This is a genomic window from Rahnella sp. BIGb0236 (assembly GCF_004364755.1).
Lineage (GTDB): Bacteria > Pseudomonadota > Gammaproteobacteria > Enterobacterales > Enterobacteriaceae > Rahnella > Rahnella victoriana.
On sequence record NZ_SOAO01000003.1, the window covers coordinates 374,988 to 396,434 of the forward strand.

Annotated in this window: 21 protein-coding genes; 17 read left to right on the top strand and 4 right to left on the bottom strand. The window is 53.3% G+C overall.

Going from position 1 to position 21,447, the window contains the following annotated elements:
* Positions 1-2 precede the first annotated feature (2 nt).
* From accD to hisP, 10 genes are all read left to right on the top strand, one after another.
* A complete protein-coding gene (gene accD / locus EDF78_RS08650; RefSeq protein ID WP_095922868.1) occupies positions 3-917 on the top strand; it encodes an acetyl-CoA carboxylase, carboxyltransferase subunit beta in 915 nt (304 codons plus the stop codon).
* Positions 918-1,106: 189 nt separating this feature from the next.
* A complete protein-coding gene (gene folC, locus EDF78_RS08655) occupies positions 1,107-2,393 on the top strand; it encodes a bifunctional tetrahydrofolate synthase/dihydrofolate synthase (protein ID WP_133822927.1) in 1,287 nt (428 codons plus the stop codon).
* Positions 2,383-3,171 (top strand): cell division protein DedD, encoded by a 789-nt coding sequence (gene dedD, locus EDF78_RS08660; RefSeq protein ID WP_095922866.1) that lies wholly within the window; start codon positions 2,383-2,385, stop codon positions 3,169-3,171. Before folC ends, dedD begins: the two co-directional genes overlap by 11 nt.
* Positions 3,172-3,694: 523 nt before the next feature.
* A complete protein-coding gene (gene cvpA / locus EDF78_RS08665) occupies positions 3,695-4,186 on the top strand; it encodes a colicin V production protein (protein ID WP_013574561.1) in 492 nt (163 codons plus the stop codon).
* 30 nt (positions 4,187-4,216) lie between these two features.
* The gene (gene purF / locus EDF78_RS08670) at positions 4,217-5,734 is read left to right on the top strand and encodes an amidophosphoribosyltransferase (protein ID WP_095922864.1); all 1,518 of its coding nucleotides are present in this window, start codon (positions 4,217-4,219) and stop codon (positions 5,732-5,734) included.
* 127 nt (positions 5,735-5,861) lie between these two features.
* Entirely contained in the window at positions 5,862-6,434 is a 573-nt protein-coding gene (locus EDF78_RS08675; RefSeq protein WP_095922863.1) for a UbiX family flavin prenyltransferase, read from the top strand.
* A 322-nt stretch (positions 6,435-6,756) separates the two neighbouring features.
* On the top strand, positions 6,757-7,539 hold the full coding sequence (argT, locus tag EDF78_RS08680; RefSeq protein ID WP_095922862.1) for a lysine/arginine/ornithine ABC transporter substrate-binding protein ArgT: 783 nt from the start codon (positions 6,757-6,759) through the stop codon (positions 7,537-7,539).
* Positions 7,540-7,645: 106 nt separating this feature from the next.
* Positions 7,646-8,332 (top strand): histidine ABC transporter permease HisQ, encoded by a 687-nt coding sequence (locus EDF78_RS08685; RefSeq protein ID WP_095922861.1) that lies wholly within the window; start codon positions 7,646-7,648, stop codon positions 8,330-8,332.
* Positions 8,329-9,042 carry an ABC transporter permease gene (locus EDF78_RS08690; RefSeq protein ID WP_095922860.1) on the top strand — a complete coding sequence of 238 codons (714 nt, stop codon included), beginning with the start codon at positions 8,329-8,331 and terminating at the stop codon, positions 9,040-9,042. The genes EDF78_RS08685 and EDF78_RS08690 overlap by 4 nt, the downstream gene beginning before the upstream one ends.
* A 27-nt stretch (positions 9,043-9,069) precedes the next feature.
* Positions 9,070-9,843, top strand: coding sequence for a histidine ABC transporter ATP-binding protein HisP (gene hisP, locus EDF78_RS08695; RefSeq protein ID WP_095922859.1), 774 nt, complete (start codon positions 9,070-9,072; stop codon positions 9,841-9,843).
* 45 nt (positions 9,844-9,888) lie between these two features.
* Here hisP and pepT read toward each other — a convergent pair whose 3' ends face one another.
* Positions 9,889-11,121, bottom strand: coding sequence for a peptidase T (pepT, locus tag EDF78_RS08700; protein WP_095922858.1), 1,233 nt, complete (start codon positions 11,119-11,121; stop codon positions 9,889-9,891).
* A 159-nt stretch (positions 11,122-11,280) separates the two neighbouring features.
* Here pepT and EDF78_RS08705 point away from each other — a divergent pair, with 159 nt between their 5' ends.
* Complete coding sequence (locus EDF78_RS08705; protein WP_133822928.1) at positions 11,281-12,876, top strand: ABC transporter substrate-binding protein; 1,596 nt, start codon at positions 11,281-11,283, stop codon at positions 12,874-12,876.
* A 334-nt stretch (positions 12,877-13,210) separates the two neighbouring features.
* Here the strand turns inward: EDF78_RS08705 and EDF78_RS08710 are convergent, their stop codons facing one another.
* Together EDF78_RS08710 and yfcG are read right to left on the bottom strand one after the other, a co-directional pair.
* The gene (locus EDF78_RS08710) at positions 13,211-14,107 is read right to left on the bottom strand and encodes a TIGR01777 family oxidoreductase (RefSeq protein WP_133822929.1); all 897 of its coding nucleotides are present in this window, start codon (positions 14,105-14,107) and stop codon (positions 13,211-13,213) included.
* Between the two features lie 150 nt (positions 14,108-14,257).
* Entirely contained in the window at positions 14,258-14,887 is a 630-nt protein-coding gene (yfcG, locus tag EDF78_RS08715) for a GSH-dependent disulfide bond oxidoreductase (RefSeq protein ID WP_095922855.1), read from the bottom strand.
* A 316-nt stretch (positions 14,888-15,203) separates the two neighbouring features.
* On the opposite strand from yfcG, the gene yfcD reads away from it, so the two are divergent.
* The gene (yfcD, locus tag EDF78_RS08720) at positions 15,204-15,818 is read left to right on the top strand and encodes an NUDIX hydrolase YfcD (protein WP_119822578.1); all 615 of its coding nucleotides are present in this window, start codon (positions 15,204-15,206) and stop codon (positions 15,816-15,818) included.
* A 38-nt stretch (positions 15,819-15,856) separates the two neighbouring features.
* Here the strand turns inward: yfcD and EDF78_RS08725 are convergent, their stop codons facing one another.
* Positions 15,857-16,873 carry a LacI family DNA-binding transcriptional regulator gene (locus EDF78_RS08725; protein ID WP_095922853.1) on the bottom strand — a complete coding sequence of 339 codons (1,017 nt, stop codon included), beginning with the start codon at positions 16,871-16,873 and terminating at the stop codon, positions 15,857-15,859.
* Positions 16,874-17,226: 353 nt separating this feature from the next.
* Between EDF78_RS08725 and EDF78_RS08730 the strand changes: the two genes are divergently transcribed.
* The 5 genes from EDF78_RS08730 to EDF78_RS08750 all read left to right on the top strand — a co-directional run bounded on the left by EDF78_RS08730 (position 17,227) and on the right by EDF78_RS08750 (position 21,391).
* Positions 17,227-17,670 (top strand): PTS sugar transporter subunit IIA, encoded by a 444-nt coding sequence (locus EDF78_RS08730; protein WP_095922852.1) that lies wholly within the window; start codon positions 17,227-17,229, stop codon positions 17,668-17,670.
* Positions 17,671-17,798: 128 nt separating this feature from the next.
* Positions 17,799-18,080, top strand: a complete 282-nt coding sequence (locus tag EDF78_RS08735) for a PTS sugar transporter subunit IIB (protein WP_013574575.1) — start codon at positions 17,799-17,801, stop codon at positions 18,078-18,080.
* Between the two features lie 50 nt (positions 18,081-18,130).
* Positions 18,131-19,507 (top strand): PTS ascorbate transporter subunit IIC, encoded by a 1,377-nt coding sequence (locus tag EDF78_RS08740; RefSeq protein ID WP_133822930.1) that lies wholly within the window; start codon positions 18,131-18,133, stop codon positions 19,505-19,507.
* A gap of 104 nt (positions 19,508-19,611) precedes the next feature.
* On the top strand, positions 19,612-20,445 hold the full coding sequence (locus EDF78_RS08745; RefSeq protein ID WP_133822931.1) for a transketolase: 834 nt from the start codon (positions 19,612-19,614) through the stop codon (positions 20,443-20,445).
* Complete coding sequence (locus EDF78_RS08750) at positions 20,438-21,391, top strand: transketolase family protein (RefSeq protein WP_095922849.1); 954 nt, start codon at positions 20,438-20,440, stop codon at positions 21,389-21,391. Before EDF78_RS08745 ends, EDF78_RS08750 begins: the two co-directional genes overlap by 8 nt.
* Positions 21,392-21,447 lie beyond the last annotated feature (56 nt).

Here is a 21,447-nt window from a genome sequence, read left to right on the forward strand (position 1 = left end):
CGATGAGCTGGATTGAACGAATTCTTAGTAAGAGCACCGACTCGCAAACCCGTAAGGCAAGTATTCCTGAGGGCGTCTGGACTAAATGCGACAGCTGCGGGCAGGTACTTTACCGCGCCGAGCTTGAGCGCAACCTCATGGTGTGCCCTAAGTGCGACCACCATATGCGTCTTACCGCGCGTATGCGTCTGGCCACTTTCATGGACGAGGGCAGTGAGGTTGAATTAGGCAGCGAGCTTGAGCCTAAAGATGTTCTGAAGTTTAAAGATTCCAAGAAATACAAAGATCGTCTGGTTGCGGCACAAAAAGAAACCAACGAAAAAGACGCGATGGTCGTCATGAAAGGCACGCTGTTCGGCATGCCAATCGTGGTGGCTTCATTTGAATTTGCCTTCATGGGCGGTTCAATGGCGTCCGTGGTGGGTGCGCGTTTTGTGCGTGCCGTTGAGCAGGCGCTGGAAGATAACTGTCCGCTGGTGTGTTTCTCTGCCAGTGGCGGTGCCCGTATGCAGGAAGCGCTGATGTCGCTGATGCAGATGGCGAAAACCAGTGCTGCACTGGCGAAATTACAGGAACGCGGCCTGCCGTACATTTCTGTGCTGACTGACCCGACCATGGGCGGTGTTTCTGCCAGTCTGGCGATGCTGGGCGACATCAACGTCGCTGAGCCGAAAGCGCTGATCGGTTTTGCCGGTCCACGCGTTATCGAGCAAACCGTGCGCGAGAAACTGCCGCCGGGCTTCCAGCGCAGTGAGTTCCTGATCGAAAAAGGTGCGATTGATATGATCGTACGTCGTCCGGATATGCGTGCCAAACTGGGCAGCGTACTGGCAAAACTGACCGGGCAACCGGAGCCGAATGTGGCTGACGTCCATGTTGCTGTCAACGGTTCTGCCGCTGACAACCAGGATGCCTGATCAGACAGGGTAAACGCCGGTCAGTAATTGGGGCGGCCATCGGTTGTTGTGCCGCCCACACTGTTTTTCTGCAAAACAGGCAGCCCGTGCTTTTACTCTGTTGGTGAGATCTGACAAAGAGGGCATTGCCTGCTGTCACAGTCTGGTGATGTAGTGTCGAAGTGAACCTGACAAGGTTGAACGGGACTCATGCAAAATCAACTTATCCCCCAAGCCACGTCGCCTTTGGCCACGTGGCTTTATTATCTCGAACATCTCCATTCTCAGGCCATTGAACTGGGCCTCGACCGCGTGAAAGCGGTTGCCGCGAAACTCGATTTGCTGACGCCAGCACCGTTTGTGTTTACCGTCGCCGGAACCAATGGCAAGGGCACCACCTGCGCCACGCTGGAGTCCATCCTGATGGCGGCCGGATACCGCGTTGGCGTTTACAGTTCCCCGCATCTGGTGCGCTACACCGAACGGGTGCGCATTCAGGGTGAAGAGCTGCCGGGATCCGCGCACTGTGAATCCTTCGCGGTGCTGGAAGCCGGTCGTGGTGATATCTCGCTGACCTATTTCGAGTACGGCACATTGTCGGCGTTGCACCTGTTCAAACAGGCGAAGCTGGATGTGGTGATCCTCGAAGTCGGGCTGGGTGGACGTCTGGACGCGACCAATATCGTCGATGCCAGTGTCGCCGTGGTCACCAGTATTGCGCTCGATCATACCGACTGGCTGGGTTCGGATCGCGAAAGCATTGGCCGCGAAAAAGCCGGTATTTTCCGTGGCGGTAAACCGGCCGTGGTCGGTGAGCCTGATATGCCGCAATCCATTGCCGCCGTTGCGCAGGAAAAACACGCTGATTTACATCGCCGTGATGTGAACTGGCATTTTTCTGCCGATGCCGGACAGTGGCGCTGGGCGGCGCTGGAACAGGGCAACGAGGTGAACGTGCTGGAAGGTTTACCGTTGCCGAATGTGCCGCTGGCCAATGCGGCGACCGCGCTGGCTGCCCTGCATTATTCCGCACTGGCTGTTCCTGAAGCCGCGTTGCGCAGTGGTTTACAGCGCGCGGCGTTGCCTGGACGTTTCCAGACGGTGAGTGAATCGCCACGCCTGATCCTGGATGTCGCGCATAACCCGCATGCGGCAGCGTATCTGGCCGGACGTCTGGCAGAACAGCCGCGAAATGGCGGCAAAGTTCGCGCCGTCGTCGGAATGTTGAAAGACAAAGATATTGCCGGTACGCTGGCTTGCCTGTCGCCGCAGGTGGATGAATGGTATTGCGCGCCGCTGGAAGGCCCGCGCGGGGCCAGTGTCGAAGAACTGACGACGCATCTGCCGCAGGCGCACCAGTTTGATGATGTGGAGTCTGCCTGGAAACAGGCTATGCAGGAGGCGGCTCCTCAGGATATTGTGATTGTCTGCGGCTCGTTCCATACCGTAGCTCACGTAATGGATGCTTTAGACACGGGGAAAACCAGTGGCAAGTAAGTTTCAAAATCGTCTGGTCGGGACGGTCATTCTGGTGGCGCTGGGCGTCATCATTTTGCCCGGTTTACTCGACGGCAAGAAAAAGCATTACGAAGACGAATTTGCGTCTATTCCATTGGTGCCAAAACCAGGTGATGTTGAAGAACAGGACTCGGTGCCACCGGTCACGCAATCTTTGCCTGCTCAGCCGCCGGAAGGTGCCGATCAGGCCATGAACGGCGAACCGGACACGGAGAGTTCAGCCAACAATACCAATGCTGCGAATCAGGGCAATGTGGCACCCGGCAACACCACCATAGAAGCTCCGCCGGCCACCACACTGCCTGAGCAGAAAAAACCGGTACAGACCGCGCCGGTCAAACCTGCGCCGCAGAAGCCAAAAACGATTGAACCTAAACCGATGGTGGAAGCTAAGCCCACGGTGAAACCGAAGCCTGTGGAGCAGCCGAAACCGGTCGAACAACCGAAGGCAGTTGCCGAACAACCTAAACCGGTTGAACAGCCGAAACCTGCACCGGAAGAAAAAGCACCGGCGGGGCAGTCTTATGTGGTTCAGCTTGGCGCATTGAAAAATGCCGCTAAAGCCAATGAAATTGTAGCGAATCTGCGCCTGTCAGGTTTCCGTGCTTACACCGTTCCGGCCACACCGGTTCAGGGGCAGATCACGCGCCTGTACGTCGGCCCGGATGCCTCGAAGCAGAAACTCGAAGCCTCATTGCCGCAACTGCAACAGCTGAGTGGATTAGGCGGGCAGGTTCGCGCATATTCTGCACACTGACTTTGCTCCTTCCCCTGGGAAGGGGGAGGCTGGGAGGGGGTTTAGCAGGCAACGCCAGATTCAGAGTTGCCATTAATACCCCACCCCAACCCTCCCCTTCGCAGGGGAGGGAGCCGATCGAGTTCTTTGCTCCTCTCCCTGCGAAGGGAGTGGCGGGGAGGGAGCCGATCGAGTTCTTCGCTCCTCCCCCTGCGAAGGGGGAGGCTGGGAGGGGGTTTAGCAGGCAACGCCAGATTCAGAGTTGCCCTTAATACCCCACCCCAACCCCTCCTTTCGCAGGGGCGGGAGTTGATAAATACATAAAAAATACCACGGAGGGCACAAGCGATTTGTGCCCTTTTTCTATAAGATCCTCTGGCTGGATTTTTATAGGTTTATGCTGCGATTGAGGTTTTTTTAATCGCTATTATTAATTTGTCTGACCGGCAGATTTCCCCTACGCAAACGTTTTCTTTTTCTGTTAGAATTCGCCGCGAACTGGATGCCGGGGCAGACGTGACTGGATTAGACACTGGAATAGTTAATGGTCTGGATTGATTACGTCATCATTGCGGTTATCGGATTTTCTGCTTTAGTCAGTTTAATCCGTGGTTTTGTCCGTGAGGCTTTATCGCTGGTAACCTGGGCTTGTGCCTTTTTCGTTGCCAGCCATTATTACCCTTACCTCGCCATCTACTTCACACGTTTCGAAGATGAGTTAGTTCGAAACGGGATCGCAATTGCCATCTTGTTCATCGCGACGTTGATCGTAGGTGCAATTGTCAACTATGTGATTGGTTCACTGGTTGAAAGAACCGGGTTGTCCGGCACTGACAGGGTGTTAGGTGTGTGCTTTGGCGCACTGCGCGGGGTGTTAATCGTCTCCGCGATGCTGTTCTTCCTCGATACTTTTACCGGTTTTTCACAAAGCGAAGACTGGAAGCAATCCCAGTTGATCCCACAGTTCAGTTATATCATCAGGTGGTTCTTTGACTACCTGCAGAGCACGTCGAGTTTCTTGCCCAAACATATTTAGTTTTGGCAGCGCTGAAGAGGAAAAGACAACATGTGCGGTATTGTCGGTATCGCCGGTTTCATGCCGGTAAACCAGTCGATTTATGACGCGTTAACGGTGTTACAACACCGCGGTCAGGATGCTGCAGGCATCACCACCATCGACGCGAATAATAACTTCCGTTTACGTAAAGCGAATGGCCTGGTGAAGGATGTTTTCGAAGCCCGCCATATGCAACGCTTACAGGGCAACATGGGTATTGGCCATGTGCGCTACCCAACGGCTGGCAGTTCCAGCGCTTCAGAAGCTCAACCTTTCTACGTCAACTCTCCGTTCGGCATCACCCTTGCTCATAACGGTAACCTGACCAATGCTCACGAATTGAGAAGTAACCTGTTCGAAGGCCAGCGCCGTCATGTGAACACGACGTCCGATTCTGAGATCCTGCTGAATATCCTGGCGAGTGAACTGGATCGTTTCCAGCACTACCCGCTGGAAGCAGACAACATTTTCGCGGCAGTGGCGGCGGTGAACCTGAAAATTCGCGGTGCCTATGCGTGTGTGGCGATGATTATCGGTCACGGCATGCTGGCGTTCCGTGACCCGCACGGTATCCGTCCGCTGGTCATCGGTAAACGTACGCTGGAAGATGGCCGTAACGAGTACATGGTGGCTTCTGAGAGCGTGGCGCTTGATACGCTGGGCTTTGAGTTCCTGCGTGACGTTGCGCCGGGCGAAGCGGTGTACATCACCGAAAAAGGTCAGCTGTTCACCCGCATGTGTGCGGAGAACCCGCAGTACAATCCGTGCCTGTTCGAATACGTCTATTTCGCACGTCCGGATTCCTTCATCGACAAAATTTCCGTCTACAGCGCCCGTGTCCGTATGGGTGAAAAGCTGGGCGCGAAAATTGCCCGTGAATGGGAAGACATGGATATCGACGTGGTCATTCCGATCCCGGAAACCTCCTGCGATATCGCGCTGGAAATCGCCCGTATTCTGGATAAACCGTACCGTCAGGGGTTTGTGAAAAACCGTTATGTTGGCCGTACCTTTATCATGCCGGGGCAGCAGGAACGTCGTAAATCTGTACGCCGTAAACTGAACGCCAACCGTGCTGAATTCCGTGATAAAAACGTGTTGCTGGTGGATGACTCCATCGTGCGCGGCACCACCTCTCAGCAGATTGTTGAGATGGCGCGTGAAGCCGGGGCACGACGTGTTTATCTGGCGTCAGCGGCACCGGAAATCCGTTTCCCGAATGTGTACGGAATCGATATGCCAAGCGCCAACGAACTGATTGCGCATGGCCGTGAAGTCAGCGAAATCAATCAGATGATCGGTGCTGATGCCTTAATCTTCCAGGATCTGAGCGACCTGATCGCCGCAGTGAAAGAAGATAATATGGATATCGAGAAATTCGAATGTTCAGTCTTCGACGGTGTTTACGTCACCAAAGACGTTGACCAGAACTATCTGGAATACCTTGAAGCCCTGCGCAACGATGACGCTCAGGCGTTACGTGGTCAGCAGGAAGCTGAAAATCTCGAGATGCACAACGAAGGCTGATTCGCCCGTTACTGACATCCGTTAAGGCGCGCCCCTCCGGTCACCACCGGGCGGGCGCGTTTTTTTATGCCTGAATTTATGTCAGTATTGGCTGAAACGGATCCGGGTTCATTTTAAGGCAGTGTTTATGAAACGACTTATCGTCGGTATTTCCGGCGCCAGCGGCGCAATTTATGGTGTCAGACTTTTGCAGGTTTTGCAGAGTGTACCTGATATCGAAACCCATCTGGTGATGAGCAATGCCGCCCGCCAGACGCTGACACTGGAAACCGATCTTTCCCTGCGCGATGTGCAGGCGCTGGCAGATGTGGTGCATGATTCCCGCGATATTGCCGCCAGTATTTCTTCCGGTTCCTTTAAAACCGCCGGTATGGTGATCCTGCCGTGTTCGGTCAAAACACTTTCCGGCATTGTGAACAGTTATACCGACGGTTTACTGACCCGCGCCGCTGACGTGGTGCTGAAAGAACGTCGCCGTCTGGTGTTGTGCGTGCGTGAAACCCCGCTGCACCTCGGCCATTTACGGCTGATGACCCAGGCCGCCGAACTGGGTGCTGTGATTATGCCCCCGGTTCCGGCGTTTTATCATCGTCCGGCCTCGGTCGAAGATATTATCGATCAGACGGTAAACCGGGTGATCGATCAGTTTGATATCGAGCTGCCGGAAGACTTATTTGTTCGATGGCAGGGCAGTCACTGATCTTTCCAGTCTCAATACGCACTCATTTCGCGCACTTCAGTTACATTGCACCAACAATGATCACAATTTGATTCATTGAGGTGCAGTGTTCACCACGCCTTCAGCTATTCTTCCTTCAGACCTTTGAAAACTTTCATTATCCCGATGCTTTTTTGACCGGTTTTCACACTCTCACGGCGCAAAATCGCTGTGCAGAGAAGCGGCACGAAAAGTGCATGAGAAAACCTGGCAAAAAGCCATTTGCATCGTTCAGCAAACTATAAAAAGACGTTCATTCACGCACACACAACCACAACAGATGAATAATCACTGAGGCTAATGTATGAAAAAGTTGTTCAAGGTTCTTCCGCTGGTTCTGGTCTTAGCCAGTGCAGGTAGTGCATTTGCTGCCGCGCCTAAAGCAATTAATATCGGTACTGATCCGACTTACGCCCCATTTGAATCAAAGGACTCCAGCGGCAAGCTGGTAGGTTTTGATATCGACCTGGCTAACGAGATGTGTAAACGTGCAGAAATAAAATGCACCTACGTCGAAAGTGATTTCGATGCCCTGATCCCTTCCCTGAAAGCCAAGAAAATTGATGCGATAATTTCCTCGTTATCCATCACTGAGAAACGTCAGCAGGAAATTGATTTCACTGAAAAACTGTATGCGGCCAACGCCCGTCTGATCGCACCAAAAGGGTCAAAAGTGCTGCCAACGCTGGACGCGCTGAAAGGCAAAAACGTCGGTGTTCTGCAGGGTTCCACGCAGGAAGCTTATGCCAATGCAATGTGGCAGCCAAAAGGCATCAACGTGGTGGCTTACCAGAACCAGGATCTGATTTATGCGGATCTGGCTTCCGGTCGTCTTGACGCGGCATTCCAGGATGAAGTGGCAGGCAGCGAAGGCTTCCTGAAACAATCTGCCGGTAAAGATTACGCGTTCGCCGGTCCGTCCGTTAAAGACGACAAATTCTTCGGCGTGGGCACCGGCATGGGGCTGCGTAAGACCGATACTGACCTGAAAGACGCGCTGAACAAGGCGTTTGACAGCATGCGTAAAGACGGTACCTACGACAAACTGGCGAAAAAATACTTCGATTTTGATGTTTACGGCGGCTGATTTGCCCCGTGAGATGTGCCAAAGGGGGCGGTACGCCGCTCCCTGCGGTTCTGACGCAGGCTGCCGTTTTGCCTGCGCAGGGATCCACTAAAGACAGGAAAAAACCATGCTGTATGGGTATTCCCAGGTAATCATCCAGGGCACGTTAGTGACACTGGAGCTGGCGATTTCGTCAGTCATTCTGGCGCTGGTGATAGGGTTAATCGGCGCGGGCGGGAAACTGTCAAAGAACCGGATCGTGTCTGGTTTATTTGGTTGCTACACCACGCTTATCCGCGGCGTACCTGATCTGGTATTGATGTTATTGATTTTCTACGGGTTGCAGATTGCACTTAACAGCGTCACAGAATCACTGGGCATGACACAAATTGATATCGACCCGATGAGCGCCGGTATTATCACGCTGGGCTTTATCTATGGCGCCTATTTCACCGAGACGTTTCGTGGCGCATTTATGGCGGTGCCGCGCGGACAGATCGAAGCCGCAACAGCCTACGGTTTCAGCGGTTCACAAATTTTCCGTCGTATTTTATTTCCGGCCATGATGCGTTTTGCGCTGCCGGGCATTGCCAACAACTGGCAGGTTATCCTCAAAGCCACCGCGCTGGTGTCCTTGCTGGGCCTGAATGACGTGGTGAAAGCCACGCAACTGGCCGGGAAAGGCACGTATCAGCCATTCTATTTCGCGATTGTGGCGGGGGTGGTTTATCTGATTTTCACCACGCTGTCGAACGGCGTGCTGGTGTGGCTTGATCGCCGTTATTCGCTGGGTGTGAAGAGGGCTGATCTATGATCGAAATTTTACAACAGTACGGTATGTCCCTGCTCTACAGCGACGGCTACCGTTTCACGGGTCTGGCGATCACCCTGTGGTTACTGATCAGCTCCGTCGTGATAGGCGGATTACTGGCGGTGCCGATGGCGGTGGGGCGCGTGTCTGCCAACAAATTCCTGCGTTATCCGATCTGGCTGTATACCTACGTTTTCCGCGGAACGCCGCTGTATGTCCAGTTGCTGGTGTTTTATTCGGGGATGTACAGCCTGGAAATCGTGCGTGGCACCGACTTCCTCAATGCCTTTTTCCGCAGCGGGCTGAACTGTACGATTTTGGCGCTGACGCTGAATACCTGCGCCTACACCACCGAAATATTTGCCGGTGCCATCCGTTCTGTTCCGCACGGCGAAATTGAAGCGGCCAATGCGTACGGGTTCTCACGATTTAAATTGTATACCTGCATTATTTTGCCGTCGGCATTGCGCACGGCGCTGCCTGCGTACAGTAATGAAGTCATTCTGATGTTGCACTCCACCGCGCTGGCGTTTACCGCCACGGTGCCGGACGTGCTGAAAATTGCCCGCGACATCAACTCGGCGACGTATCAGCCGTTTTATGCTTTCGGGATTGCAGCAGTGATTTATCTTTGTGTTTCTTTTGTCCTGATCGGGCTGTTCCGCAAGGCGGAAAAACGCTGGCTGGCTCACGTAAAGCCTCAAGCTCATTAATAAGAATTATTTTTGCGGAATAACTTTATGCCAGAAAACAAATTAGCGGTTCTCGATCTCCACAAACGCTATGGCGACCACGAAGTGCTGAAAGGCGTTTCATTGTCTGCCAATGCGGGAGATGTGATCAGTATTATCGGTTCATCCGGTTCCGGGAAAAGTACCTTCCTGCGCTGCATTAACTTCCTTGAAAAGCCAAGCGAAGGCTCGATCAGCGTGAATAATCAGGATATCCGTATGGTGCGCGATACCGACGGTCAGCTGAAAGTGTTTGATAAAAAACAGCTGCAACTGCTGCGCACCAAACTGACGATGGTATTTCAGCATTTCAACCTGTGGAGCCACATGACGGTGCTGGAAAACGTCATGGAAGCGCCGGTACAGGTGCTGGGGCTGAGCAAGGCAGAAGCGCGGGAACGCGCGGTAAAGTACCTCGATAAAGTGGGTATCGACGCCCGTGCGCAAGGCAAATATCCGGTGAACTTATCCGGCGGCCAGCAACAGCGCGTATCTATTGCCCGTGCGCTGGCGATGGAACCGGAAGTGCTGCTGTTTGACGAGCCAACTTCCGCGCTCGATCCTGAACTGGTGGGCGAAGTGTTGCGCATCATGCAAAAGCTGGCGGAAGAAGGAAAAACCATGGTGGTGGTGACGCACGAGATGGAGTTTGCCCGTCACGTCTCCAGCCACGTCATTTTCCTGCATCAGGGGGTGATTGAAGAGCAGGGCGATCCGTCTGAAGTCTTCGGCAGCCCGAAAAGTGCGCGCCTGCAGCAGTTCCTGTCAGGTGCATTGAAGTGATATCCGTGCTCCTTCCCCTCTCACGAGGGGAAGGTTTAAAGCAAATCAACCTTTCGCGGCCAGCAGGCACAACTGAAGGGTCAGTTCGTAGGATTTCACAAACGAATTCACCGGCAGGAATTCGAATTTCGAATGGAAATTGTGCGCGCCGGTGAAGTAGTTCGGCGTCAGCAAACCTTTGGCTGACAATGCGGCTCCGTCGGTGCCGCCGCGCATCGGGATCACTTTCGGCTCCACGCCAATCTCTTTCAATCCGGCAAAGATCAGGTCAATCGCCCGGCGGTCTTCACCGATGGCGCTGCTGATATTGCTGTAGGTGTCGCTGATCTCAACCGAGACTTTCGCCGTCGGATACTGCGCGGCAATCTCTTTCGCGACATCCTGAATTTTCTGCTTACGGGCGGCAAAACTGGCGCTGTCGAAATCACGGATTGAGGCTTTCAGTTCGGCCCCTTGCTGGGACGCGCTCATGCCGTTAAACCAGACATAACCTTCACGGCCTTCGGTATTTTCAGGGGTTTCTGCGCGATCAAAATGGCTGATGAAATCCTGTGCCATCAGCAACGGATTCACCAGTACGCCTTTTGCTGACATCGGGTGCGCTGTCACGCCGGTAAAGGTAATCTCTGCCGCTGCCGCGTTGAAGTTTTCATACACCACTTCGCCCAGTTCGCAGCAGTCGATGGTATAGGCGAAATCCACATCAAAGCGCGCCAGATCCAGCGCCTTGGCACCACGCAGGCCGATTTCTTCGTCAGGCACAAACGCCACCACGATATCGCCATATTCCTGCTCTGCCGTCAGGTTTTCCAGCAGCGTCATCACCACGGTGACGGCCGCTTTGTTATCGGCACCCAGCACGCTGGTGCCGTCGCTGAAAATAATGTCTTCGCCTTTGTACGGCAGAATTTCCGGGCGTTCAGCAGGGCGCAGCCAGATATCCTGTTCCCTGTTGAGGCACACATCCTCACCGGTAAAACGCAATGTTTGCGGATGAATATCCGGGCGCAGGCCGACATCCACCGTATCAATATGCGTGATGAAACCGATGCGCGGGCCGCCTTTTTTGGTGCCGGATTTTACTGCCGTTACGGTCGCATGTTCGTCGATCTGAATGTTTTCCAGACCCAGCTGATGCAGTTCTTCCGCCAGCAAGCGTGCCATATCATGCTGGCCCGGCGTGCTGGGCAGGGTGGTCGCGCTGGCATCACTTTGTGATGTCACGGAGAGATAGCGGTAGAAACGTTCGGTAAGCTGTGTTGCGATTGTTGTCGACATCTTGACCTCTGAATGTGCGCAAATAGGGTTCCTTGTTATAAGATTTTCATATATAACAAAGTATTACTACGTGTTATCCAGATGTTAATCTGTTTTTGCTTTATGTTCCACGATGAAGAAGATCTAAACACTCTCCGGACAGGGAAAATAGGGAAAAGAATGAAACACAACATTTTAAAAATAAGCACAGGTTTACTGGCATTGGCGATCACCGGCGGCGTTTCTGCGAAAACGCTGGTTTACTGCTCCGAAGGCTCGCCTGAGCAATTCAACCCGCAACTGTATACCTCGGGCACCTCGGTAGATGCGAGCGCCGCGCCGATTTATAACCGTCTGGTGGATTTCAAAATCGGCACCACCGAACTGGTGCCAAGCCTGGCGGAAAGCTGGGACGTCAGCGCGGACGGTAAAACCTATACCTTCCACCTGCGAAAAGGCGTGAAATTCCAGAGTAATAAGTTGTTCAAACCGACCCGTGATTTTAACGCCGATGACGTGATCTTTTCGTTCATGCGTCAGAAAGACGAAAATAATCCTTATCATAAAATTTCCGGCGGCACGTATCTGAACTTTGACAGCCTGAAAATGGGCGATCTGATCGGCAGCATTGATAAGGTGGATGACTACACTGTTCGCTTCAATCTGACCCGCCCTGAAGCGCCGTTTGTCGCCGATCTGGCGTGGTATTTTGCGTCAATCCTGTCGGCGGAATATGCGGATCAGATGCTCAAAGCCGGTACCCCCGAGAAACTCGATCAGGTCCCGGTCGGCACCGGTCCGTTTGAACTGGTTCAATACCAGAAAGACACCCGTCTGCTGTATAAAGCGTTCCCGGAATACTGGCAGGGCAAATCTAAAATTGACCGTCTGGTGTACACCATCACGCCGGATGCCTCAATGCGTCTTGCAAAACTCGAGAAAAACGAGTGTCAGGTGATGCCGTTCCCGAACCCGGCTGACCTTGAGCGTATGCGCGCCAATAAAGACATCAACCTGATGAGCAAGGCGGGCCTGAACACCGGTTTCCTTTCGTTCAACACGCAGAAAGCGCCGCTGAATAATGTGAAAGTGCGTCAGGCGCTGACCATGGCCATCAACAAACCGCAAATCATCGAAGCGGTATTCCACGGCACGGGCACCGTCGCCAAAACGCTGCTGCCGACCGGCGTCTGGAGCTACAACGACAAGCTGGTGGATTACGATTATTCGCCTGAGAAAGCCAAAGCCTTGCTGGCCGAAGCGGGAATGCCGAACGGTTTTGATATTGATTTGTGGGCGATGCCGGTTCAGCGTCCCTATAACCCGAACGCCCGTCGCATGGCGGAGATGATCCAGGCGGACTGGGCGAAAATCGGCGTGAAAGCGCATATCGTCAGCTACGAATGGGGCGAATACCAGACCCGTATCCGTAACGGCGAGCACATGGCAGCATTAATGGGCTGGACGACCGCGAACGGTGACCCGGATAACTTCTTCGGCCCGCTGTTTACCTGTAACGCCGCGAAGGGCGGGTCGAACTCCGCCAAATGGTGTTACGCACCGTTCGACAATCTGATTACCGAAGCGAAAGAAACCACCGATCATGCCAAACGTGTCGCACTCTACGAGCAGGCCCAGCAGATGATGCACGATCAGGCACCGGCGGTGATGATCGCTCATTCGACGATCTTCGAACCGGTTCGTAAGGAAGTGACGGGATATGAAGTGGATCCGTTTGGGAAACATGTTTTTTATCAGGTGGATGTGAAGGAGTAAAAGCGGCTAGTTCAGTTAACTCCCTTCCCAGCGAAAGGAAGGGCTGGGATAGTAAAGAAAAATCAAAAATTTGAAGCGTACATGAGTAACGGTGTTAGTCCTTAAAACCCCCTCCCAGCCTCCCCCTTCGCAGGGGGAGGAGTAAAAGCGCCGATCTGCTCCACCTTCGCAGGGGCAGGAGTAAAAGCGCGGATCTGCTCCATCTTCGCAGGGGCAGGAGTAAAAGCGCGGATCTGCTCCCTCCCCTGCGAAGGGGAGGGCTGGGGTGGGGTATCAAAGGAAAATCAAGAAGTTGAGGTGTGCATTAGTAATGGTGTTAGCCCTTTAAGACCCTTCATCCCAACACATCCTCCAGCGCTTCTTTCAATTCCTGATGCTTAAAAATAAACCCTGCCGCTTCCAGCCTGCGCGGGACGGCGCGTTGTCCGCCGAGCACCAGTACGGCGGATTCCCCCATCAGTAACCGCACCACCGGCGCGGGCGCACGCATAAAGGCCGGGCGGTGCAGCACTTCACCCAGCAGGGCGCTGAATTGTTCGTTACGGGCCGGATAAGGCGACACCATATTGAACGGGCCGGAAAGTGTCTCGTGAGCGAGCAGGAATAAAATCCCGTCAATCATGTCGTCAATATGGATCCACGGCATGTATTGCTGACCATCACCCAGCGGGCCGCCGAGACCGGCGCGGTAGGGCAGAACCATTTTTGCCAGCGCGCCGCCTTTTTTAGCCAGAACGATACCGGTTCTCAGCAGACAAACCCGGGTCTGCGGGCTTTGGGCTGTCATCGCCAGCGCTTCCCAGCGGGCGCAGAGCTGCCAGGTAAATTGCTTGTCAGGCGGCTCGTCTTCTGGCACCAGCGCCTGCCCCTGATCGCCGTAATATCCTACTGCCGAACCGGAAATAAACACTGAAGGCGGCGTTTGGCTGGCATTTATCAGCGTCGCCAGTTTCTCCGTCAGCTGCCAGCGGCTTTCACACAGCAACGCTTTCTGATCTTTCGTCCAGCGTTTATCGGCAATCGGCTCACCCGCCAGATTAATCACGGCATCAAAACCGTCCAGCGTGGTTTTGCCTGTCAGCGTTTCCCAAATCTGAACCGCGGGGCCGAGTAATTTTGCCGCGCGTTCCGGGGCGCGGCTCAGCGCGGTAATATGATGAGAGTGACTGAGAAGTTGTTCGGTCAGTTTGCGGCCAATCAGGCCGGTCGCGCCGGTAATCAAGATCTTCATAACGTGATCCTTAACTGTCTGAATACGCGGATGAACTGTCTTTCATCATAGTTGAGTCGCCGCCATTAACTCGCGATATGGAGCACAATTAAGCATTTTCGTTCTAAGGGGAGGGTGAACGCCTCCGGCAGGAACCGGAGACGGAAGGGCTTACTGCGCCTGCGCTAAGGCATAAGCTTTCTGTGTGGCGGGACGGCTTTTCACCCGTTCAAACCAGTTGCGCACGGCAGGGTATTCCGCCAGATCAATACGCTGGCGTTCATGCGCTACCACCCACGGATACGTGGCCATATCGGCAATACTGTACTGGTCACCGGCAATATAGGCGTTTTTCTCTAACTGCCGGTTCAAAACGCCATACAGACGCTGGGTTTCCTGCAGGAAACGCTCAATGGCGTAAGGCACTGGTTGCGGGGCGTAATGAGTAAAATGATGATTCTGACCCAGCATCGGACCAAATCCGGCCACCTGCCATGTCAGCCATTCCAGCGTGAGGGTACGCTCACGCAACTCTTTACTGAGGAATTTGCCGGTTTTTTCTGCCAGATATTGCAAAATTGCGCCAGACTCAAAAACACTGACCGGCGCGCCGCCATCAACGGGCTGACTGTCAACAATGGCCGGGATTTTATTGTTGGGTGAGATGGCAAGGAATTCAGGTTTGAACTGCTCCCCGGCGCTGATATCAATGCGGTGAAGCCGGTATTGCAGACCACTCTCTTCAAGAAAAAGAGAAATTTTATGGCCGTTAGGTGTTGGTGCGTAATAAAGATCGATCATATTGCCTCCTGCGTTGTTTTAATCACTTTCCGCGACGTGCGGGGCGGGATGCGCCAATGTGGAATTGGTAATCACAAGCTTCTTATCTGAAGTAATAGGGTATCATAATGCAGATGAAGAGCGGCCTATGTCAGAGTTGTCTGATGGCGAACTTTGCGGGGTGACATAGCTTTTACGTTGCGAGAGCGCATCCATAGCTATTGAAGCCACCCTGCAGACCCAGATAGAATCTCGGGACATTACCGACGTGTTGCAAAATCACAGCGCACAGACTTATTGCGCACAGACCAGCGCTTAAAAGAGAAGGTTCCAGCGGATGTCAGAACAAGAGCAAAACATCAGTACGGATGAGTGGGTTGATATCGTCAACGAAGACAACGAGGTCATTGCCCAGGCCAGCCGACAACAAATGCGCGCTCAGGTCCTGCGTCACCGTGCCAGCTACATTGTGGTTCATGACGGAATGGGGAATATTTTGGTTCAGCGCAGGACTGAAACCAAAGACTTCTATCCGGGCTGGCTGGATGCCACCGCCGGTGGTGTGGTGCAAAGCGGCGAAAATATTCTGGACTCTGCCCGCCGAGAAGCGGAAGAAGAACTGGGCATTGCCGGTGTGCCGTTTGCCGAGCACGGTCAGTTCTATTTCGAGGAAGAGAATAAATGCCGCGTATGGGGCGCGCTGTTCAGTTGCGTATCCCACGGTCCGTTTGCCCTGCAGGAAGAAGAGATCGACTCTGTCCGCTGGATGAAACCGGAAGAAATTACCGCGCGTTGTGATGAATTCACGCCGGATTCCCTGAAAGCGTTGTCTTTATGGATGACGCGCAACAACGAAAAAGAGCACGGTAAACCGCTGACCCGTGAAGTTACCGCCCCTGTCGCTGAAGAGAAAGGCAATCAGGAAGACGCGTCACCGAAAGACGATATCTGATCCTGCCTTACGGGCGATCCCGCATCGCCCGTACTCTTTTAGCAACTGTCCCGCTTGCACAATGACGAGGCAATCGTCACTTCTTCCCATTCCTCATCATGAATTCTCGCCAGCAATGCCTGCGCGGCCCTGACGCCAATCTCTTTATGCGGGATGGCAATCGTAGTCAGCGGCGGCTGGCACACTTTACTGACATCCGCATTGCCGAATCCGACGACCGCCAGATCGTCCGGCACCTTGATGCGTCTGCGCTGGCATTCATACAACGCGCCACAGGCCAGATCATCGGAGACACACACCAGCGCGTCGATTTCCGGCCAGGCCAGAAGGAATTCCGGCAACTGTTGTGCGCCGGTGGAAAAGCAGGCCGGTTCGGCGGCATTGATCACCCGGTGCGGTGACATGTGCGCTTTCAGCATCGCCTTACGCCATCCCTGAAGATGCTGCTGGAAAATCCACTGTTCCTGATTGGCGCACAGCATGCCGATATTCTGGTAACCCTTTGCCACCACGGTCTGCGTCAGCTGAAACATCGCTTCCACGTAATCAATACCGATATTCATGTCGATCGGCGAATCGGTCAGCGCCCCGATTTCCAGTACCGGAATCGTCAGGTTATCCAGCCATTGCCGGACGTTGGCGGAATGTTCGACCGACAGCAAAATCGCTGCCGCCAGATTGTAGGAGAGCAGCGTTTCCAGCAGTTTTTCTTCACGCTCAATTCGGTGCTGAGATTCCGCCAGCATGATCTGATAACCCGCCGGTTGCAGCACTTTCTGCAATCCGGCAAACATTTCGGCACAGCCCGCTTCGGACAGGCTCGGCACAATCATGGCAATGGTATTTGACGAGGCAGATGCCAGTGAACTGGCCGCCTGATTAGGCAGATAGCCCAGCTGACTGACCGCTTCTTCGATCTTCTCCCGCAGCTTATCGGAAACCTGTTCAGGCGTTCGCAGCGCACGGGAAACGGTCATGCTGCCCACGCCTGCAAGCTGTGCGACATCGGCCAGCGTCACTCTTCCGGTACTGCGTCTTTTCTTGTTAATGGACATTCACGATCCTGACCTTAACTGCGCATCTTGCGCACAATGTATACCCACAGGTATAGCGAAAAAAGCGGGCCGCAGCAGGACCGGCAAAACGGGAACCACGGCAGAATTCGGTAAATTATCGGCAATTTCCTGACAAAGTATACCGTTATTTATGCGATCCACGGACGGGTGATACCGCCGCGCGATTATTTTTGATAGCGCTATCACAGATCTCAATGATAGAAGTTTGGTAGCGCTACCTTTGTGATTTGTATCACAGATGTTAACGCTATCGCTGAAGTAGAGTCTGGATCGTTGGTGCGGTCTAGGGGAAATTTGACCGGCCATCTTCAAAAATAAAACGGAGTATCACTATGCTGAATGATTGGCTGACCTCTGAACGAATTCAGATCAGAACGGATATCACGGACTGGCGGCAGGCAGTGGAAGTCAGTGCACAACCGCTGCTGAAAGAAGGGACAATTACCCCGGAGTACCTGACGGCAATTTTTGCCCAACGGGAAAAGCTGGGACCGTATTTTGTGCTGGCGCCCGGCATCGCCATGCCCCATGCCAGACCGGAAGAGGGCGCACACGGATTAGGGTTATCACTGCTGACATTGCCGCACGGCGTCGTGTTTAATTCAGAAGATAACGACCCGGTGTACACGGTGGTGATGTTATCGGCACCGGATAAGCACAGCCATATTGAGCTGATTTCCGAACTGGCTGAATTATTTTCCTGCGATGAGGATATGCAGAAAATACATCAGGCCGGAACGATAAGCGAAATACAGGATGTGATATCCCGCTATTAATTTGAGTTAATACCGAAATAAAGTGACGCGTTAAATAAAAAGGAATTCAGACCTCTCAGATGCATTTTCACAGGCAGCTGATACGGTATTCTACATTTTAAAAAACAGATAAAGAACAGGTGAATAATATGAAAATCATGGCGATTTGCGGTTCCGGTTTAGGCAGCAGCTTTATGGTGGAAATGAACATCAAGAAAGTCCTGAAGAAACTCAATATTCAGGCGGATGTTCAGCACTCCGATTTGTCATCGGCCATTCCGGGCGAAGCCGATCTGTTCGTGATGGCAAAGGATATCGCCGCCAGTGCCAGCATTCCTGAAAACCAGTTGGTGGTGATCACCAATATCATTGATATTAATGAACTTGAAACAAAACTGATTGCCCATTTTGAAAAACATCCAGTGTCCTGACCGGCGCTGAATAACCCTACAAATAAAACAAATAGACAAACGAGGTGGATATGTTTATCCAGGAAACGCTCAAGTTTGTGGTTGATATATTAAAGGTACCTTCCGTTCTGGTCGGGCTTATCGCATTAATCGGTCTGGTGGCACAAAAGAAAAACTTTTCTGATGTGGTGAAGGGTACGGTGAAAACAATACTGGGCTTCCTGGTATTGGGCGGTGGTGCGACCGTACTGGTCGGCTCATTAAATCCATTAGGCGGGATGTTTGAACACGCCTTTAATATCCAGGGTATTATTCCTAATAACGAAGCGATTGTTTCCATCGCGCTGGAGAAATTCGGTGCGCCGACCGCCTTAATTATGGCCTTCGGTATGGTGGCAAACCTGATCGTGGCACGTTTCACCCGTCTGAAATATGTGTTCCTGACCGGGCATCACACGTTCTACATGGCCTGTATGATCAGCGTCATCCTGACGGTCGCCGGTTTCGAAGGCATCTCGCTGGTGTTTACCGGTTCCCTGACGCTGGGTTTGATCATGGCGTTCTTCCCGGCGCTGGCGCAGCGTTACATGCGTAAAATCACCGGCAGCGACGACGTGGCCTTCGGCCATTTCGGCACCATCGGGTATGTTTTATCCGGCTGGATCGGCAGCAAGGTCGGTAAAGGTTCACGTTCTACGGAAGAAATGAATCTGCCGAAAAACCTCAGCTTCCTGCGCGACAGTTCTATTTCTATCTCTCTCACCATGATCATCATTTACCTTATTATGGCGGTATTCGCCGGTCAGGTCTTTGTTGAAGCCACCTACAGCGCGGGCCAGAACTATCTGGTGTACGCCATCATCATGGCGATTACCTTCGCGGCCGGTGTGTTCATCATTCTGCAGGGTGTGCGTCTGATCCTGGCGGAAATCGTTCCGGCATTCGTCGGCTTCTCCGAGAAGCTGGTACCTAATGCGCGACCTGCGCTGGACTGTCCGGTGGTCTATCCGTACGCGCCGAATGCCGTGCTGATTGGCTTCCTGTTCAGCTTCCTTGGCGGTCTGGTGGGGCTGTTCCTGTTAGGGCAAATGCATCTGGTGCTGATCCTGCCGGGCGTGGTGCCACACTTCTTCACCGGTGCGACGGCGGGCGTGTTCGGTAATGCCACCGGCGGACGTCGCGGGGCGATGGTCGGTGCCTTTGCCAACGGCGTGCTGATTACCTTCCTGCCGGTTCTGTTGTTGCCGGTGCTGGGCGCGCTGGGCTTTGCCAATGCCACCTTCTCCGACGCGGACTTCGGCGTTATCGGCATCCTGCTGGGTAATCTGGCCCGCTTCATGTCGAAGGAAGGCATCATGGCGCTGATTGTTGGCATCTTTGCGGTACTGGTTGCCTGGAACTATCTGGGCAAAAAAACGGTGGCTGAGAAAGAAGTCACTGAGAAGTAATTCCCTTTATCACTACGTTTATTAACTCCATCCGGGAAACACTGTCCTGCCTGTTAGCAATAACAGGCCAGGATAAGTGCTCACTAAAATAAGGACCCATCAAGATGAAAGATGTCCAGGAGGTTCGTGATCTGGCCCGCCATATCCGCATCGAGACGCTGAAAATGCTGACCGGTCTGGGATTCGGCCACTATGGCGGCAGCATGTCAGTGGTGGAAACGCTGGCAGTATTGTATGGCGATGTGATGCGCATCGACCCGAAAAAACCGGACTGGCAGGATCGCGATTATTTCGTGCTATCCAAAGGCCATGCCGGACCGGCTTTGTATGCCACGCTGGCGCTGAAAGGTTATTTCCCGGTCAGCGAATTGCACACCCTCAACCAGAACGGCACCCGTCTGCCGAGCCATCCTGACAGGCTGAGAACCACCGGCGTGGATGCCACCACCGGTTCGCTCGGACAAGGCGTTTCCATCGCTGCGGGTATGGCGCTTTCGCATAAACTGGCCGGTCGCAGCAACCGCGTCTTCTGCATTCTGGGAGACGGTGAGCTGAATGAAGGCCAGTGCTGGGAAGCCTTCCAGTTTATTGCCCACCACAATCTGCATAATCTGACGCTGTTTATTGATTACAACAAACAGCAACTCGACGGCACGCTGGATGAAGTGATTAAACCTTTCGATCTGGCCGGAAAATTCAGTGCGTTCGGGTTTGATGTGCAGACGATCAAAGGCGATGACATCGTGGCAATCAGCGAGGCGGTGACGCCGGTACGCTACGGCGAACAACGTCCGCTGGTGGTGATCCTAGACAGTATTAAAGGGCAGGGCGTGAAGTATCTCGAACAACTGGCGAACTCACATCACCTGCGGTTAACGCCGGATGTGAAACTGGAAATCGAAAATGCTATCGCTGAGCTGGAGGCCACCCATGTTTGAAGTCACTCTGGAGTTGCAAAAAGACGCGGTAGAAATGCGTAAAGTGTACGCCAATACCGTGCGTGAAAAGATTGTTGAGAATACGCCAATTATCGCGCTGGAAGCCGACCTGATGAGTTCGATGGCAATGGACGGCGTGCATAAAGATCATCCTGATCACGTGATTAACTGCGGCATTATGGAAGCTAATGTTATCGGTGTGGCCGCCGGGCTTTCGCTGACCGGCCGCGTGCCGTTTGTGCATACCTTCACTGCCTTTGCCAGCCGCCGTTGTTTCGATCAGTTGTTTATGTCGCTGGATTATCAGAAGAATAACGTCAAGATTATCGCCTCTGATGCCGGTGTCAGCGCCTGTCATAACGGCGGCACGCACATGTCGTTCGAAGATATGGGCATTGTGCGCGGGCTGGCGAGTTCAGTGGTGATGGAAGTGACTGACGCGGTGATGTTCCGCAATATCCTGCTGCAACTGATGGATTTAAAAGGCTTCTACTGGGTGCGTACCATCCGTAAACAGGCCACACAGGTTTACAAAGAAGGTTCGACGTTTACCATCGGCAAGGCCAATGTGCTGCGTGACGGCACTGATGTCACGCTGATTGCTAACGGGATTATGGTCGCTGAAGCGCTGAAAGCAGCGGAAATGCTGGAACGCGAAGGGGTCAGTGCGGCGGTCATCGACATGTTCACCCTCAAGCCGATTGATAAAGACATCATCATTCACTACGCCGCGAAAACGGGCAAAATTGTCACCTGTGAAAATCACAGTATTCACAACGGCCTGGGATCGGCGGTCGCTGAAGTCCTGGTGGAAAACGAGCCGGTGCCGATGCGCCGTGTCGGCGTGAAAGAACGTTACGGACAGGTGGGGACGCAGGAGTTTTTACAGCAGGAATATGGCCTGACCGCGGAGCATATTCTGGAAGCGGCGAAAACCTTGCTCTGAGATCCTGAAGAACAAAAGACCAAAAAAAACGCCGGACATAAAGCCCGGCGTTTTGC

Bases quoted from the DNA above. Each gene is read 5' to 3' on its own strand.
- accD (WP_095922868.1), top strand. From the start codon at position 3: ATGAGCTGGATTGAACGAATTCTTAGTAAGAGCACCGACTCGCAAACC.
- folC (WP_133822927.1), top strand. From the start codon at position 1,107: ATGCAAAATCAACTTATCCCCCAAGCCACGTCGCCTTTGGCCACGTGG.
- cvpA (WP_013574561.1), top strand. From the start codon at position 3,695: ATGGTCTGGATTGATTACGTCATCATTGCGGTTATCGGATTTTCTGCT.
- purF (WP_095922864.1), top strand. From the start codon at position 4,217: ATGTGCGGTATTGTCGGTATCGCCGGTTTCATGCCGGTAAACCAGTCG.
- EDF78_RS08675 (WP_095922863.1), top strand. From the start codon at position 5,862: ATGAAACGACTTATCGTCGGTATTTCCGGCGCCAGCGGCGCAATTTAT.
- argT (WP_095922862.1), top strand. From the start codon at position 6,757: ATGAAAAAGTTGTTCAAGGTTCTTCCGCTGGTTCTGGTCTTAGCCAGT.
- EDF78_RS08685 (WP_095922861.1), top strand. From the start codon at position 7,646: ATGCTGTATGGGTATTCCCAGGTAATCATCCAGGGCACGTTAGTGACA.
- EDF78_RS08690 (WP_095922860.1), top strand. From the start codon at position 8,329: ATGATCGAAATTTTACAACAGTACGGTATGTCCCTGCTCTACAGCGAC.
- hisP (WP_095922859.1), top strand. From the start codon at position 9,070: ATGCCAGAAAACAAATTAGCGGTTCTCGATCTCCACAAACGCTATGGC.
- pepT (WP_095922858.1), bottom strand. From the start codon at position 11,121: ATGTCGACAACAATCGCAACACAGCTTACCGAACGTTTCTACCGCTAT.
- EDF78_RS08705 (WP_133822928.1), top strand. From the start codon at position 11,281: ATGAAACACAACATTTTAAAAATAAGCACAGGTTTACTGGCATTGGCG.
- EDF78_RS08710 (WP_133822929.1), bottom strand. From the start codon at position 14,107: ATGAAGATCTTGATTACCGGCGCGACCGGCCTGATTGGCCGCAAACTG.
- yfcG (WP_095922855.1), bottom strand. From the start codon at position 14,887: ATGATCGATCTTTATTACGCACCAACACCTAACGGCCATAAAATTTCT.
- yfcD (WP_119822578.1), top strand. From the start codon at position 15,204: ATGTCAGAACAAGAGCAAAACATCAGTACGGATGAGTGGGTTGATATC.
- EDF78_RS08725 (WP_095922853.1), bottom strand. From the start codon at position 16,873: ATGTCCATTAACAAGAAAAGACGCAGTACCGGAAGAGTGACGCTGGCC.
- EDF78_RS08730 (WP_095922852.1), top strand. From the start codon at position 17,227: ATGCTGAATGATTGGCTGACCTCTGAACGAATTCAGATCAGAACGGAT.
- EDF78_RS08735 (WP_013574575.1), top strand. From the start codon at position 17,799: ATGAAAATCATGGCGATTTGCGGTTCCGGTTTAGGCAGCAGCTTTATG.
- EDF78_RS08740 (WP_133822930.1), top strand. From the start codon at position 18,131: ATGTTTATCCAGGAAACGCTCAAGTTTGTGGTTGATATATTAAAGGTA.
- EDF78_RS08745 (WP_133822931.1), top strand. From the start codon at position 19,612: ATGAAAGATGTCCAGGAGGTTCGTGATCTGGCCCGCCATATCCGCATC.
- EDF78_RS08750 (WP_095922849.1), top strand. From the start codon at position 20,438: ATGTTTGAAGTCACTCTGGAGTTGCAAAAAGACGCGGTAGAAATGCGT.